This window comes from Rubritalea squalenifaciens DSM 18772 (genome assembly GCF_900141815.1).
In the GTDB taxonomy this organism is placed as follows: Bacteria; Verrucomicrobiota; Verrucomicrobiia; order Verrucomicrobiales; family Akkermansiaceae; genus Rubritalea; species Rubritalea squalenifaciens.
In genome coordinates, this window is sequence record NZ_FQYR01000003.1 from 305672 (window position 1) to 319636 (window position 13965).

The 13965-nt window shown below is 50.5% G+C and carries 10 protein-coding genes; 5 read left to right on the plus strand and 5 right to left on the minus strand.

What is annotated here, in order from left to right; translation table 11 throughout:
• Positions 1-20 precede the first annotated feature (20 nt).
• Positions 21-3293 carry a DUF1553 domain-containing protein gene (locus BUB27_RS06730; RefSeq protein WP_143158799.1) on the minus strand — a complete coding sequence of 1091 codons (3273 nt, stop codon included), beginning with the start codon at positions 3291-3293 and terminating at the stop codon, positions 21-23.
• Between the two features lie 518 nt (positions 3294-3811).
• Between BUB27_RS06730 and BUB27_RS06735 the strand changes: the two genes are divergently transcribed.
• Both BUB27_RS06735 and BUB27_RS06740 read left to right on the plus strand, forming a co-directional pair.
• Positions 3812-5929: a thioredoxin domain-containing protein gene (locus BUB27_RS06735; RefSeq protein ID WP_143158800.1), complete on the plus strand. Its 2118-nt coding sequence runs from the start codon at positions 3812-3814 to the stop codon at positions 5927-5929.
• A gap of 83 nt (positions 5930-6012) precedes the next feature.
• Positions 6013-7191, plus strand: coding sequence for a vWA domain-containing protein (locus BUB27_RS06740; RefSeq protein ID WP_159434843.1), 1179 nt, complete (start codon positions 6013-6015; stop codon positions 7189-7191).
• Between the two features lie 104 nt (positions 7192-7295).
• On the opposite strand, the gene BUB27_RS06745 is transcribed toward BUB27_RS06740, so the two are convergent.
• Positions 7296-8813, minus strand: coding sequence for a hypothetical protein (locus BUB27_RS06745; RefSeq protein ID WP_143158802.1), 1518 nt, complete (start codon positions 8811-8813; stop codon positions 7296-7298).
• A 127-nt stretch (positions 8814-8940) separates the two neighbouring features.
• On the opposite strand from BUB27_RS06745, the gene BUB27_RS06750 reads away from it, so the two are divergent.
• Positions 8941-9333 (plus strand): DUF4174 domain-containing protein, encoded by a 393-nt coding sequence (locus BUB27_RS06750; protein WP_143158803.1) that lies wholly within the window; start codon positions 8941-8943, stop codon positions 9331-9333.
• A 5-nt stretch (positions 9334-9338) separates the two neighbouring features.
• On the opposite strand, the gene BUB27_RS06755 is transcribed toward BUB27_RS06750, so the two are convergent.
• Together BUB27_RS06755 and BUB27_RS06760 are read right to left on the minus strand one after the other, a co-directional pair.
• Positions 9339-10505 carry a KamA family radical SAM protein gene (locus BUB27_RS06755; RefSeq protein ID WP_143158804.1) on the minus strand — a complete coding sequence of 389 codons (1167 nt, stop codon included), beginning with the start codon at positions 10503-10505 and terminating at the stop codon, positions 9339-9341.
• 234 nt (positions 10506-10739) lie between these two features.
• Positions 10740-10943 carry a hypothetical protein gene (locus BUB27_RS06760; RefSeq protein WP_143158805.1) on the minus strand — a complete coding sequence of 68 codons (204 nt, stop codon included), beginning with the start codon at positions 10941-10943 and terminating at the stop codon, positions 10740-10742.
• 133 nt (positions 10944-11076) lie between these two features.
• Here BUB27_RS06760 and BUB27_RS06765 point away from each other — a divergent pair, with 133 nt between their 5' ends.
• The gene (locus BUB27_RS06765) at positions 11077-11745 is read left to right on the plus strand and encodes a PEP-CTERM sorting domain-containing protein (protein WP_143158806.1); all 669 of its coding nucleotides are present in this window, start codon (positions 11077-11079) and stop codon (positions 11743-11745) included.
• Between the two features lie 84 nt (positions 11746-11829).
• Here BUB27_RS06765 and BUB27_RS06770 read toward each other — a convergent pair whose 3' ends face one another.
• Entirely contained in the window at positions 11830-12918 is a 1089-nt protein-coding gene (locus BUB27_RS06770) for a substrate-binding domain-containing protein (RefSeq protein WP_143158807.1), read from the minus strand.
• A gap of 117 nt (positions 12919-13035) precedes the next feature.
• Here BUB27_RS06770 and BUB27_RS06775 point away from each other — a divergent pair, with 117 nt between their 5' ends.
• Positions 13036-13953 (plus strand): dihydrodipicolinate synthase family protein, encoded by a 918-nt coding sequence (locus BUB27_RS06775; RefSeq protein WP_143158808.1) that lies wholly within the window; start codon positions 13036-13038, stop codon positions 13951-13953.
• Positions 13954-13965: the final 12 nt, after the last annotated feature.

The following is a 13965-nucleotide window of genomic DNA, read 5'->3' on the forward strand; positions in this document are numbered from 1 at the left end:
GGTTGAGTTAAATTGAAATGTTATTTGTTGAGGGTTTCGTCCATGTTGAGGATCTGGTTAGAGATCAGCGTCCAAGCCGCGAGCTCGGGAGCTGGAAGGTCCTCGGCCACTTTACTTTCACCGACAGAGATCAAAGCCTTGGCTTTATCTGGCGATTTTGTGAATTGCTCCGTGGCGTACTGCAGGGTCTTTTCGATGTCTGAGCGTTCCTCGGTCGTCATCGGACGGGCGAGTAGACGCTCGGCGATGAAGTCGATGCGGTCCTGTGTGGTTTTTGCCGATTTGAGAGCATGCGTCGCGAGGACTCTGGATGCCTCAACAAACTGAGGGTCATTCATGATCACAAAGGCCTGCAGTGGGGTGTTGGTAAGTTCTCGACGGACGCAAGATACCTCGCGTGATGGAGCATTGAGGATCTCCAAGCTAGCAAATGGAGCCGTGCGCTTCCAGAAGGTGTAGATGGAGCGGCGGTAGAGCTTGTCTCCGCTGTCCTGCTTGTAGTGGCGCGTGTTAGACTGTTTCATCGCTACTGACTCCCAGATGTTCGCAGGCTGGTATGGTTTGACCGGAGGGCCACCAATCTGCTCGTGAAGCAGGCCAGAGGAAGACAGTGCGAGGTCTCTGATCTGTTCGGCATCCAGTCGGTAGCGTGGACCACGGGAGAGGAGCTTGTTGAGAGGGTCTTTCTCTAGCTTCTCGTCACTGATGACTGCAGACTGCCTGTAGGTGGCTGAAGTCACGATGGTTTTCAGGAGATGATGGAAGTCCCAATCATTCTCGACAAAATCGACTGCGAGCCAATCTAGGAGCTTGGGGTGGGTCGGGCGAGCGCCCATGACGCCGAAGTCATTGTTGGTTTCCACGATGCCGCTGCCGAAGAGGTAGTACCAGTAGCGGTTCACAGTGACTCGTGCTGGAAGCGGATTCTTCGGATCGGTGAGCCACTGGGCAAGACCAAGTCGGTTGCGAGGCATGTCATCGGTCATGGCTGGCAGGGAATCAGGTGTATTTGGAGTTACCTTCTCACCTTTGTTAGCATATTGACCACGAACGAGGATATGCGCAAAAGGTTCGGCGTTTGCTTTTTCCTGCATCACTAAGGTAATGGTGCCGCGCTTATCGATCGCTGCCTTTTCAGCATTCAGCTTGTCAACTTCCTGATGAAGTTTGGCAGCGGTGCTATCGGCTTTGGAGAAGTAGTACTCACGGAGTTGGTCGACCGTTTTCTTGTTGTCCTTCGCATTCTTCTTAAGGGCCTTGAGGCGGCCTTCGAGAGAGAGGGCGAGAGCTTCGTCGTGGTTGAGCTCTTTGTTGAAGAGCTGGAAGTTCTGTAGCTGTCCGTTCTGGTATTCTTGTGTGTTGTAGCGTTTGCCCAAGAGCAGCGGTGCAGACGTTTTGATAGAGTCGGTCAGTTTATTACCGTTTACCTTCACCTTGGCTTCTGTGCCGTTTACATAGATCTTAACTCCGTCAGCTTTGCTGGAGCCGTCATAAGTCACGAGGACATGGAACCATTGGTCTGCTGGGAATTTCTCAGCTGTAGTGACTTTGATGTAGTTTTGTGGCCAAGAGTGAATGAGGTGAACTGCTAGATGGCCCTTCTCAACCCAGAGGTCGTAACCTTGGTGGGACTCGGTAGTGTGCATCTTAGCAATTGGAGAACCGGAATAGCCATGGTTTGTCTTCAGCCACGCACCAAAGCTGAATGCTTGGTCGCGCTCGAAGTCGCCAGCATTGCCAAGGTTGATTGCATTTTGATTGCTGAAAAGGACTGCATCGCCGTAGAGACCGCTGACCCACTCGATAGGTTGCTCTGAAGGGTATTCCTTGCCGTTCATGTCGGTAAGACCCTTGGCCTTGTCTGACAGGGTAAGGCGCAAGACTCGGTTTGGAGTCACTAGCTCAGGGTTCTCAATAGATTTCTGGGAGTTGAGCCATGAGATGAACTTGGGCTCGTTGTCTTTACGATACGTGTTGTACTTGGCTTTGGCTGAGGCTAGCTCTTGCTTAAGCTTAGGGAGGCGTTCGCGGTCTGCCTGCGTTGGTACGAGTATGTTTGGCGGGTGATTGGCATTATTCCGGTCCAGAGCAGACATGGTGGTATTGCGGAAAAATGCGGTGAACTCGTAGTTCTCTTTGGTCGAGATAGCGTCGAACTTATGGTCGTGACAGGCAGCACAACCCATGGTGAGACCCAGCCATGTAGCAGCCGTGGTATCTACGCGATCTTGTGCGTAGATGGCATTGTATTCTTCAGCAATCGCGCCACCTTCACCCGTTGTAGGAAGACAGCGGTGGAAGCCTGAGGCAATCTGTTGCTCAAGAGTGGCATTAGGCATCATGTCGCCGGCGATTTGTTCGCGGGTGAACTGATCGAAGGGCATGTTCTTGCGGAAGGCATTGATCACCCAGTCACGATAGGGCCAGATAGAGCGGTAGTTGTCGATGTGAATGCCGTGGGTGTCGGCATAGCGAGCTACATCGAGCCAATGACGAGCGAAATGCTCTGCGTACTCATCAGACTCAAGCAGTTGATCGACTTTCTCACTGTAGACTGTCTCGAAGTCTCGTGAGTCACTGGTAAATTTCTCAATCTCTTCCGCAGAGGGAGGGAGGCCGGTCAGGTCGAAGGTCAATCGGCGTAGCAGACGCGCTTTGTCTTCTTGGCTATTTGGCTCAAGTCCAGCGTTTTCAAGTTTGTTGGCAACAAAGTAGTCAATGGGGTTTTTCGCCCAACCCTTATGAGCGATCTCAGGAAGCTCGTGCTTTTTCGGAGGAATATATGCCCAGTGGTCTTCGTAAGGTGCACCTTCTTTGACCCAGCGTCTGATCAGGGCGATTTCCTCTGGAGGCATGATCTTGCCGTGTGGATCCTTGGATGGATGCGGAGGCATGATCTCATCATGATTCTTGGTCTCCATCAACTGGACCAAGAGAGAGTTGTCCGGGTCTCCTTTGATGATGACCGGCTTGCCGTTCTCGCGTTTTGCAAAGGCACCTTCTTCAGTGTCCAATCTCAGTGGGTTGGAATCAGGCCTGCGGGTACCAGAGTCTGGTCCATGGCAGTGGTAGCAGGAAGCCGAGAGAATAGGCTGGATGTGCTCGTTGAAGGAGAGAGGCTGGTCATCCGGGATAGAGCTAGTTTTCGTGGTGGAGACCAGAAGGGTCTCTGCCTCCTCGGCATTAGGGACTGCAGATGTGTCCGCCGATGCTTGTTCCTGTTGCTTGCAGGCACTCAGGAAGACCACAGGAATGCCTGTGACGCAGAGTAGCGTAGTGTGTAATTTACTCATGTAGTGGAAAATTGAGTTATTGAGATAGAGAGTATGTGTGTGATCAGTCTAGAGGTAGATACGGTTATGTGCAAAAAATATTGCACAGTAATGTGTCTTAAATAAAAGCATGAATTTCAGTACTTTTGAAGACGATCATTCAACTATTACGGACAGGTGAAGGAAATCTGTCTAAAGAAGCAGTCCTTATTAGGCTATTGATGTGCAAAATAGTGACTTGATGGGTCTGGAGGGGAGTCTTGCTGTATCCTACCAAAAACAAACCCGCAGGCTGTTGTAGCAACCTGCGGGTTTAATTTGTTCACCCAAAGAGCGTATCAAATACACTCGTTATAGCCCTAGACATCACATGTTCGGAGGCGTTCAAAAAAAATCTATTTTTCTCAGAATAAGGATGAAATTGTTTGATTGGTGCGTTTTTGGAATTCGTGATGTGATAAAGGGTCCAAAGGGGGTGTTTTGTAAGTGAAATACTGATATGTCAGAGCAGACTCTCAAGAAAGGTATAGATTAGAGGGATGATCAGGTGGCTCATCATTGTCTTATATTTGAGTGTTGCTGGGTTGTTTGCCGACGAGCTAGCGGGTAATACTGGGGCAATGCAAGAAGGTGAGAAGAAGCTAAATCGCTTGGCGGGAGAGGCCTCCCCCTATTTGAGGCAACATGCAACCAATCCGGTAGACTGGCATCCATGGGGGGAAGCGGCCTTTCAAAAGGCCCAGCGGGAGAACAAGCCGATCCTGCTCAGCATAGGCTATTCCACTTGTCACTGGTGCCATGTGATGGAACGAGAAAGTTTCGAAAATGAGGAGATTGCGAAACTTCTCAATGCGCATTTCGTGGCGATCAAGCTGGATCGTGAAGAGAGGCCTGATGTGGATAAAATCTACATGACGGCCTACCAGGCGATGATGGGAGAGAACGGAGGCTGGCCGCTCAATATCTTTCTGACTCCCGGTCTGAAGCCATTCTATGGAGGAACGTATTTTCCCCCAACGAGCCGGGCTGGTCGTGTGGGGTTCCAAGAAGTTCTAATCCAGCTCAAGGATGCCTGGGCTGCGAAGCAGCAGGAGATCGAAGGATCTGCCGATAAAATTCGCCAGCATCTCAGTGAGGCGTATGGCAAGGCTCATCCCAGTGACGGGGTGCCACCCGTGGATATCCTAATGATGGCAGGTGTCAAACTTCTGCAGCACGGGGATAAACGGCAAGGCGGCTGGGGAGCAGGGCCGAAGTTCCCTCAGCCATCCCATCTCTTGTTCTTACTGAGAGAGTGGCGGCGAAGTGGGAATCCCGATATTCTAGAATTCGCCAAACTGACGGCAGATAGAATGGCTGCGGGGGGCATTCATGACCAGCTGGGAGGAGGATTTCACCGCTATGCTGTAGACGGGAAGTGGCTGGTACCGCATTTTGAAAAAATGCTCTACGACCAGGCACAACTGATGGATTTCTATACTGAGATGTGGGTCATCACCAAAGACCCGACTTATGCACAGGTGGTCAAAGGCATCGCGGAGTACGTGATTGGTGAAATGCAGGCTGAGCAAGGTGGTTTCTACTGCGCAGAGGACGCCCAAAGTGAAGGCAAAGAGGGCAAGTACTGGTGCTGGACCATGGCAGAGCTCAGGGAGCTGCTTAGCGAAGATGAGTTGAATGTGGTGACATCCTACTACGGCCTGACTGATGAAGGGAATTTCTACGATCATAGTGATCCCGAAGCTCTTGAGAACCAGAATGTCCTCTCTGTGGTGAATCCAGACGTGGCCAAGAAGTCGCCAGATCTTCTACAGCAAGCTCAAGTCAAAATGCTGGCAGTCAGGCAAAAGCGTGTGGAGCCTTCCACGGATGACAAGGTATTAGCGAGTTGGAATGGGATGATGATCGGTGCCTTGGCAAGAGCTGGCGCTGCCTTTCATGAAGAGAGTTATACCAAGGCATCAGAACGAGCCTATGATTTCGTGAAGAAGGAGATGTGGAATGGAGCACGCCTCGCTCACCGGTGGCACGATGGGGATTTGGACGAGAGTGCCCAGGCTGAAAGCTATCTGCTGATGCTTCAGGCCGCTCGCCGGATGTATGAGATCCGCTTGAAGCCAGATGACTTGGAGTGGGCAATCCAATTGGCTGAGGCTGCGGAGAATTTATTTTATGATCGCGAGCATGGAGGCTTCTTTGAGTCGGCAGAGGCGGCTGATGTGATAGTCCGCATGAAAGGGGACTATGACGGCGCGATGCCTACTGCCGGCAGTGTTGCTGCATTGGAGTATTTGAAACTTGCTGAGATCACGGGCAGAGAGGATTTTCAACAACTGGGTCAGAAGACATTACAGGCCCAGGGGAGGGTGTTAGAGGAGGCTCCTACCTCCCTTACTTTCATGTTAGCCGCTTTGGATTTTTATCATTCCAAGCATCAAAGACTTGTCTTGGTGGACGGTGAAGGTGGTAAGGAGGCTTTTCAGCAACAGATCTCAGGCAAGTACCTTCCCAATCTCACTGTGATGAGTAACGAGGGCAAAGTTGCTGAGTTTGAGCGAGGTCTACGAGCCAAGGAAGGTAAAGCGACTGCCTACTTCTGCGAAGGGGAAGCTTGTCAGCCTCCTGTCACTGAGGCTGCGGCCTTAAAGCTGAAGTGAGGTGATTTTTACAGAACCTTTACACACGAGTAGTCAGCAATATGCGAGGATGTGATTGTTAGGAAATGACAATCCATCCAGCTATGAAGACATCAAAAACTATTGCAGCCCTTCTGGGGCTCACTTGTGTGTGCGCTACCCCTCTCTTGGCTAAAGAGGGGGAAGTTGCCAGTTCGGCCTCCAAAACTATTTCAGGACCAGCCAAGGAAGGGCAGGCGAAAGTACAGATCGCTATTCTGCTAGATACTTCGAGCAGTATGCAGGGACTGATCGAGCAGGCTAAGTCAGAGCTCTGGAGTATCGTGAATACATTTAACAGTGCTCATAAAAACGGCCAGGCCCCCTATGTGGAAGTGGCTCTGTATGAGTATGGAAAGCAAAGCTTGAACTCCGAAAGTCATTGGCAGCGCTGTATCGTGCCATTCAGTCGTGATCTGGATCAGATTAGTGAAGAACTCTTCAAGCTCAATACCAATGGCGGTGAAGAATACTGTGGAGCCGTGATTCAACGAGCCGTTGAGGATATGAAGTGGGATGAAGATCCGAACACCTATAAAGCAATCTTTATCGCTGGCAACGAGCCCTTTACCCAAGGCCCTGTGAACGTGACGGAAAGCTGTCAGGCTGCGAAAAAGAAGGGAGTGTACGTTAATAGCATTCACTGTGGTAACCAGCAGGCTGGCGTGCAAGGCGGGTGGAATATCGGCCCGGTAGTTGCTGGCGGTAGTCTGCTGACCATCGATCATAATGCAGCGATTGCTCACATTGATGCTCCACAAGACAAGGTCATCATCCAACTCAACGTGGAGCTGAACAAGACCTACATTCCTTATGGAAAGATGGGGGCTCAGTATCAGACGCGCCAAACTACTCAGGATGCCAATGCGATTAGTAAATCATCCTCTGGTGCTCATGTGAAACGTGCTGTATCCAAAGCATCTCAAAACTACTGCAACGTCTCCTGGGACCTGGTGGATGCCTGTAAGCAGGAGAAATTCGATTGGTCTACGGTGAAGGAAGATGATCTGCCGGAGCCCATGAAGAAAATGACGATCGAAGAGCGCAAGGCATACGTGGCAGAGAATGCGAAGCAGCGTGAAGCGATTCAGGAGAAAATCCGCAAAGCGAATGAAGAGCGCTTGGCCTACATCGCCAAAGTCAGGAAAGAGCAGGCCGGAGAAGGCAAGAACACCCTCGATAAAGTGGTGGTTGAGACGGTCAAGAAACAAGCAGTGCTGCGAGGATATAGCTTCAAGGAATAGAGCATTCTTTTTGTCCCAAGGTCAGTGTGTGTAGAACAAAGGACTAACAAAAAAGCATCACCCTTACAGGTGATGCTTTTTTTGATCGTAGGAAGAGAAGTAACTTACCAGCTTCTTGTTTCTTCTTTGGATAAGTTGTGCTCTGGGTGGGAGCAGCGGCAGGCTGGTTCACCTTCTTTCGGGAAAGTTGGTGAGAGCGTGTAGGTGCCACCTGCTGGGCATGTTGGACGCTCAGGGATTGGCTTGCTGTTATCTCCGGAAATCATCTCCCATGTGAGTTTGTCTCCAGCTTCGTAACCCTCGATATTTTGGACTACCCAAGTCGCTTTATGAATAGCATTGGTGTTCACCTTGCATGCAGATTCGTCCGCAGCGTCTTTATAGTACTTAGCGCCAACGAAGAGGGTGGAGACACCAGCCAGCATGATAGGGAGGCTTGGACCACCTTTATCAAGCATCGGTGATTTGCTGGCGAAGAGTATACCTTGATCGGAGGACTGAAGGGTGAAAATGTAACCATTCTTGGAGGCAGTCAGCTTCTCTGTAATGGCGTCGACCAAAGTGGCGACCATGTCTTTTTCTTCAGCTGAAGATGCGGAAGCCTTTGCTTGCTCGGCTAGGTTTACAATGCTTTTGATCGCATCTGGTGATCCATAAGCGAGCATATTGCCTGAGCTAGGCAGAGATTTGAGAGCGGCTTGGAAATGAGGTGTGGAGCTTAGCTTCGGTCCATCGCCCATGGCTTCAGCCAGGTACTTCATATTCAGTGCAAACCAGATTTGGTCTTTTGCTTTATCGACTGCGATTACTGGGGTGACCTCACCCATAGGGGTTGGAAGCGCCTTGGGCGCGGAGTAGAAGGTGATACCGTCTTTCTCGGTGATCTTTGAATCGTTTTCAACCATCATGCCGTAGTGATCCCACAACCAAGTAGCGCCGTCGATGCGACCAACGAGGTCGATAGTGGGTAGTGATACGTCCTTGCTCGGGTTCCATGTTTTGCTGTTGTCTAGGGAGGCAGCTAGTGAGAGGCGGAAGTTGAGCTTCTCGCTGAGTTGCTGGACGGTAAGCCCCTTAGGGGATACTGGCATCTGCATTTTAGCCGTGACTTGCTCGGCCATCTCTTGGCCTAGTGCCAAAGCTAACTGTTTTTGAGCAAGTGGCAGCTGAGTCAGATTGATTTGAGTTTCAATCACGAGGTCGGCCGAGGCTGGAGCAAAGCTAGGTGCCGACCATGGCTTGGCCTCGCCAATAATCGTGGAGAAGCCACTAGGCTTGCCATTGGTCGCCAAGAATTTCCGGTTAAGAGCGTATTCACCCACCCACTTCGAAGAGGAGCCAGTGGCCACGTATTGATCGATTCCGATAAACTTACAGAGCTTTTCAGCGTCTTGGATTGGGAACGGTGAACCTTGTTCCTGACTGATCTTACTGAACATATCGATCGTCTCAGCGAGTTTCTTGTAGTCGTCCTTAATGTAGGTGACCGCCAGATGTTCTCCATCTGTATCCAGTTTTTCAATGACTGGTGAGAGATTCTTGTGGAAATTAGGAGAGTCTTCCTGAGCGACACAGGGAGAGGTGGCCAATAGGGGCAGCAAAGCAAGTGACTTCATTTTCATGATGCGCGGAGCTTACTTGTTAGTGAAGGGGGCTGAAAAGGTTTTTTATCCTGTGAGTTTCAGCGGTGCCGTGGTTCCGACATGATGGTTTAGTTGATTCTGAGCAGTTTCTGAAGCATAGTGAACAATGCGTTCACTTGTAGTCATTGCCGTATGTGCCTTGGTAGGAATGAGTTTTCTTTTCGCCAAAGCCCCGAAATCTCTGAGTTCTTATCAATGGAAAAGCCGGGTGATCGTTTCCTATCACAAGTATGAAGAGTCCAAAGCTGAGCAGCAAGCCATGGCGAATGAGAAACAGGCAGAGATCTTAGATCGAGATCTCGTGATTCTGGATTTTCAAGATCTCAGCAAAGAAGATCAGGCCAAATTGCAGGCGCAACATGGAATGAAGCCCGGAACACATCTCTTGATAGGTAAGGATGGCGGAGTGAAGGGGGCGCAAGATACCCCATTGGATTTTTCCAAGTGGTTTACACTCATCGACACCATGCCGATGAGGAAGCAGGAAATGCGTGAGTAGCGCGGCTAGACGGTAGGTGCTTCGATCTGGCTTGGTTCAGGGTAAGTGAACCTCTTACCCTCGTAGTTGCGCAAAGTGACTTGGTTGTCCGTATGTTCGACCACGTAGCCAGGATTGATTGGGATTTTACCACCGCCACCTGGGCCATCGATCACGTATTGTGGAATGGCATAACCAGTCGTATGGCCGCGAAGGCCTTCGATGATTTCCAGGCCTTTGGCGACTGAAGTTCGAAGGTGGGAGGACCCTTTGATCAGATCGCACTGATAGAGATAGTAAGGGCGTACACGGCACATGAGAAGCTTGTGAACCAGAGCTCTCTGCGTGGTGACGTCGTCATTGACTCCTTTGAGCAGAACCGACTGGTTCCCCATGACGATGCCACTATCCGCCAAGCGACCAAGAGCTTCCCTTACTTCCTCCGTCAGTTCCTTGGGGTGGTTGACGTGGATGGAGATGAAGAGGGGATGGTACTTCTTGAGCATGTCGCAGAGCTCTTGGGTGATCCTCTGCGGAAGGAAGACTGGAATACGGGAGCCGATACGGACAAACTGGATGTGAGGAATGGATCTCAGGCGGGAGATGATCTTTTCCAGTTTTCCATCGGAGAAAAGCAGGGGATCGCCGCCGGACAGGAGGACGTCGCGTACCTGAGGTGTTCTTTCGAGATACTCAAAAGCGGCTTCATACTGAGTTTCTAATGTTTGCTCGCCCACGCCGGAAACGACACGGGAGCGCGTGCAGTACCGGCAATAGGAGGCACATCGGTCGGTCACGAGGAAGAGTACGCGATCTGGGTAGCGGTGAACGAGACCAGGAACTGGCATGTGGGAATCTTCTCCACAGGGGTCGTTTAGTTCAGCCGGGTCATCCCAGGTTTCTTCAACGCGGGGAATGATCTGTCGGCGAATCGGGCAGCCCGGGTCATCCTTGTCTACCAGATTCATGAAATGAGGGGTGATAGACATGGCCAGCTTGTTGCCAGAGAGCAGAATGCCTGAGCGTTCTTCCCGTGATAGATTGATCTTGTCTTCCAGAGCAGCTAGAGAGTTGATCCGGTTTTTGAGCTGCCATTTGTGGTCCTGCCATGTGGCCATGGCAGACTCCGGCCAGTAGCCCGGTGCATGAGATTGGAATGAGATAAGTTCGTCGTAGCGGTCTTGATCAATCATGGATATGAGCTGAGTGTATGCGCATATTTTGTGATGTCAAAGGGGCTAAGCGCATTGATTGAGTGTCATTTGTAGTATTTTACGCCCTCTCAGATCTGGTGTGAAGATAATACCAGGTGTGTAAACTCTCCTAAAGTGAGTGTCTTGTGAATAAATCCATGCCAGTGGATTTGCCCCTGAACTGGAGCAGATCACTGAACGACGATTTCAAAATCGGGTGAAATTTAACAAAGATCAGACCAATTTAGCCGCATCCAGAAGAGCAATTGGTGCTGTTTGTAGCCCGTAAGCCAATCTCCCTGAATCATAGATACAGGAGACAGCGATAGCCCCCGTCTGGAGTGGGAACTGGTAGGGGGCTATCGCATTTTCTTCTTCTGCTTTGGTGAGGTTTTCAAACTGGTCGATTAGTAAAACCAACAGTGATTCTTTGAGCATTAGAATGATGAGTTTTAGGGTTTTAGGTGAATTTACTGCCAGAGTCTTCCTGATAGATGAGAAGAAACTCCCATTCACTTGGAGGACGGATGGCAGTGAACGGAAAAAACCAAACACGAATTAAAACACTGTGATGAAAAAACAATTAACATGTGCAGCACTCGCACTCATGCCATTTGCTGCGAGCGCGGCTACCATCGTGACGTCTTACGGTACAGTAACTGGAGCTAATGATGGAGACCAAGCTGGTCCAATGTTCGGTCAGGGGATCACTGTAAACGTTGGAGCAGATACTGCGGACGCTTCTATTCCATCAACTGTCTATCTTGATCAGCTCTCCTTCCAGAGTACTTCCAGTGGAGTTGGGATTGGTACAGCGACTGTCTACATTCACGTCTATGATGCCTTTGATGTAGACGGAACCAATGCTCCATCTGTCATTGGTAATCTTGTAGCTGTATCCAGTACTACTATTGACCTCTCAGCAGTGGGAGCCAATGAAACGATGACCTGGGACTTTGCGGGTGAAGGTATCGATAAGTCCAGTACCTACTATTACGTGCTGGCGACTGACACCAATGCTGCAACGGTTGGTGACTCTGCAAATCTTACAGGTAGCGGTTTTGAGCTGAATACAGGCAATCAATACACAGGTGGCCAAGGTTACAGAGCGAATGGTACAACCACAGATTGGGACCTAGAGTTCGAACTGGTTACCAGCACAGCTGTACCTGAGCCATCTTCAACAGCACTTCTCGGTTGTGTGGGTGTGCTCGCACTGTTCCGCCGCAGAAGAGCTTAATCCGCTCTCTTACACATAGAGTTAGAGTATGGTGTACAATAAGCCGGGCAGAGTGAGTAGCTGCCCGGCTTTATTGTATCTAGATTAGTCGTTGTTGAGGGTTTTGACGGAGTGGCCATGAGCTTCCTCCGGAATTACAAAGTGGGAGTAATTATCCAGGCTGCTTCCCTGCATGAGGCTGTTTAGTCTGCGGGATAGTGCTGTAGCCATCTTGATGTGTGAGATCTTGTAGTGGGTGATGGTGGGGATGATTTCCTCAAACCAGGAATCGTAGCAAAGTCCCACGAGAGACAGGTGCTCAGGCACATGGAAGCGGTGGGAGGCCAGCCAAGTGATTGTGTTGAGAATGTGTCTGGGCCTCGTGAGAATGAGTGCGGTGATGGAGGGGTTCTGCGACAAGCCCTTCTGGATGCTGTGGACGACTCCGTCTTTGTCTCCTTTCTCCGTGAGGATATCGACCCGGCAATTTTCGCTGTCGAACTCAAAGGCTTCTTTGAGGCCTTCCTCTGCAGCTTTGAGGCCCTGCAGAGGCTGGTTAGGTACGAGCAGGGCTACATTGGTGTGGCCTTTCTGGAGTAACTGGGTGCCTACGTGATAGGCTGCAGCTTTCCAATCCTCATCTAGGTAGGGGAGGAGGACGCCGGGTTGCGGATAGCCCCGGATAATACAGGGTAGCTTTTTGGAGGCAAACCAGTGCTGAATTTCGCGGGTGCAGCGATACAGGATCCAAGCATCTGCCTGGTTGTCATGGATGAATTGTTCCAATCGCTTGTCAGGATTGGTGGTGTGAAAGACAGCTGGAGTCAGGATTTCCAGACTGGTGTTGCTCTTGGCAAGAATGGCTCGTAGCGCGTCCAGCTCGATCAGCATATTACGCGGGAGTTCCTCCAGTGGTTTTGGGGACACAAATCCTACCAGTTTGGTGGCACTCTCGGTAGGGCTGGAGCTTGGTACTTTTAGAATTTTTCGGCGACTACCCTGGTTGCCGGCGCTGATCCACTGCCTTCTCTCTAGTTCGGAAAGTGCACTGCGCAGCGTGTCTCGCCCGATGTGAAGGCGAGCGGCCAGGCGGCGTTCTCCTGGAAGTGGGCTCTGGAGTTCACCGCTCTGTATCATTTCCTCAATGATGGCCACAGTCTGGCTAACAAGTGAATTGCGTGAGGGTAGTTTCATGATACGATTTTATAGTGTATAACTGGTCGATAGTACCAACCGTGTTGTCTGGTCTGGTTATGATACCAGAAGACTGGGGTTGTGGCAACGATAGGCTAAATCTTAAGAATATAGGCGATGAAACCACTTTCAATAAATGGTCTGGTAACAGCATCAGTTACCCCGATGAAACCAGATGGCAGCATCTGGGATGAAGCGATTGCTCGTCAGGTAGATTATCTGGTCGAGAGTGATCTCAAAGGTATCTATGTCTTGGGGAGTACAGGTGAGGGGATGCTGCTCACTGATGACGAGCGTAAGTATGTCGCTGAAAAATTTGTAGAGGCTGCGAAGGGGAGAATTCCAATCTTCGTGCAGGTCGGTCACAATAGCTGGAAAGCATCAGCAGAGCTCGCAAGACATGCGCAGGAGATTGGGGCAGATGCTATCTCTGCAACTTCCCCTGGGTATTTCAAACCGGGCAATGCTGAGATCTTGCTGGAGGGCGTCCAGGAAGTCTGTGAGGCCTCTTCCAAGACTCCATTCTACTACTATCACATCCCTCAGCTCTCAGGAGTGAGTGTGGATATCTTTGAGTTTACCAAGCTTGCCAATGAGCGTTTGGAGAACTTTGTGGGAATCAAGTACTCGGATGGTGCTACCCTGTATCAGCTTCAGGAGCTGCAGAGCATCGCACCAGACTGTGAGTATCTGGCTGGTTCTGATGAAGCTTACCTGATGAGTTGTGCACAGGGTTACAAGGGGGCTGTAGGTAGTACCTACGGATATGGTAAGCCTCTCTATGACCAAGTACGTGAGAATGTTTTGGCGGGTAATTTTGAGGAAGCTCAAAAGTGGCAGCATCGTGCGAACACCATGATTACGATCTTGTTCCGTGAATGTGGTCGTGCAGGCCTCAAGGCTATGTGGGATGCGATCGGTCTGCCTATGGGAGCAAGCCGTAACCCGATTCAAACTCCAACAGAATCTCAGGTGGAGGGGCTCAAAGAGGCTCTCAAGCGTGAAGGTTTTTACGAGTGGTTGAGAGAAGGATGATCTGTTAGCTTC

What these genes read in the sequence shown, in the direction of transcription:
- BUB27_RS06775 (WP_143158808.1), top strand. Translation starts at nt 13,036, where the DNA reads ATGAAACCACTTTCAATAAATGGTCTGGTAACAGCATCAGTTACCCCG.
- BUB27_RS06765 (WP_143158806.1), top strand. Translation starts at nt 11,077, where the DNA reads ATGAAAAAACAATTAACATGTGCAGCACTCGCACTCATGCCATTTGCT.
- BUB27_RS06770 (WP_143158807.1), bottom strand. Translation starts at nt 12,918, where the DNA reads ATGAAACTACCCTCACGCAATTCACTTGTTAGCCAGACTGTGGCCATC.
- BUB27_RS06755 (WP_143158804.1), bottom strand. Translation starts at nt 10,505, where the DNA reads ATGATTGATCAAGACCGCTACGACGAACTTATCTCATTCCAATCTCAT.
- BUB27_RS06730 (WP_143158799.1), bottom strand. Translation starts at nt 3,293, where the DNA reads ATGAGTAAATTACACACTACGCTACTCTGCGTCACAGGCATTCCTGTG.
- BUB27_RS06740 (WP_159434843.1), top strand. Translation starts at nt 6,013, where the DNA reads ATGAAGACATCAAAAACTATTGCAGCCCTTCTGGGGCTCACTTGTGTG.
- BUB27_RS06745 (WP_143158802.1), bottom strand. Translation starts at nt 8,813, where the DNA reads ATGAAAATGAAGTCACTTGCTTTGCTGCCCCTATTGGCCACCTCTCCC.
- BUB27_RS06735 (WP_143158800.1), top strand. Translation starts at nt 3,812, where the DNA reads ATGATCAGGTGGCTCATCATTGTCTTATATTTGAGTGTTGCTGGGTTG.
- BUB27_RS06750 (WP_143158803.1), top strand. Translation starts at nt 8,941, where the DNA reads ATGCGTTCACTTGTAGTCATTGCCGTATGTGCCTTGGTAGGAATGAGT.
- BUB27_RS06760 (WP_143158805.1), bottom strand. Translation starts at nt 10,943, where the DNA reads ATGCTCAAAGAATCACTGTTGGTTTTACTAATCGACCAGTTTGAAAAC.